This is a genomic window from Streptomyces sp. GbtcB6, from assembly GCF_019091475.1.
GTDB classification, from domain to species: Bacteria; Actinomycetota; Actinomycetes; order Streptomycetales; family Streptomycetaceae; genus Streptomyces; species Streptomyces hyaluromycini.
In genome coordinates, this window is sequence record NZ_JAGXJL010000317.1 from 1 (window position 1) to 264 (window position 264).

At 73.9% G+C, this 264-nt stretch carries 1 pseudogene; it reads right to left on the reverse strand.

Features of this window, described 5'->3' with window-relative positions:
* Positions 1-255 (reverse strand): annotated as a pseudogene (locus KVT45_RS57545) (GNAT family N-acetyltransferase); the annotation flags it as partial.
* Positions 256-264 lie beyond the last annotated feature (9 nt).

Consider the following 264-nt stretch of genomic DNA (forward strand, 5'->3'; position numbering starts at 1 on the left):
GTTCCCTCGCGGCGTGTACCCCGCGTCCGCCCGCAGCTCCCTCTCGCCGATCCGCTCGCACACCACCGTCCGCCGCCCGCGCGAGGCGACACGCGCGAGTTCCCGTTATGTCGCCGCGGGTCCTCGGCGGCGCGCCGGAGCGGCCGGCACCACCTTGTCCGCCACCAGCGCGGCCTCCGGTATGCGGAGGCTCTCCCCGTCCCTCCCTGTGATCGTCACCATGCCGTCGTCGTGGCATGATGTGGGGACACCCACCGTGGCGTG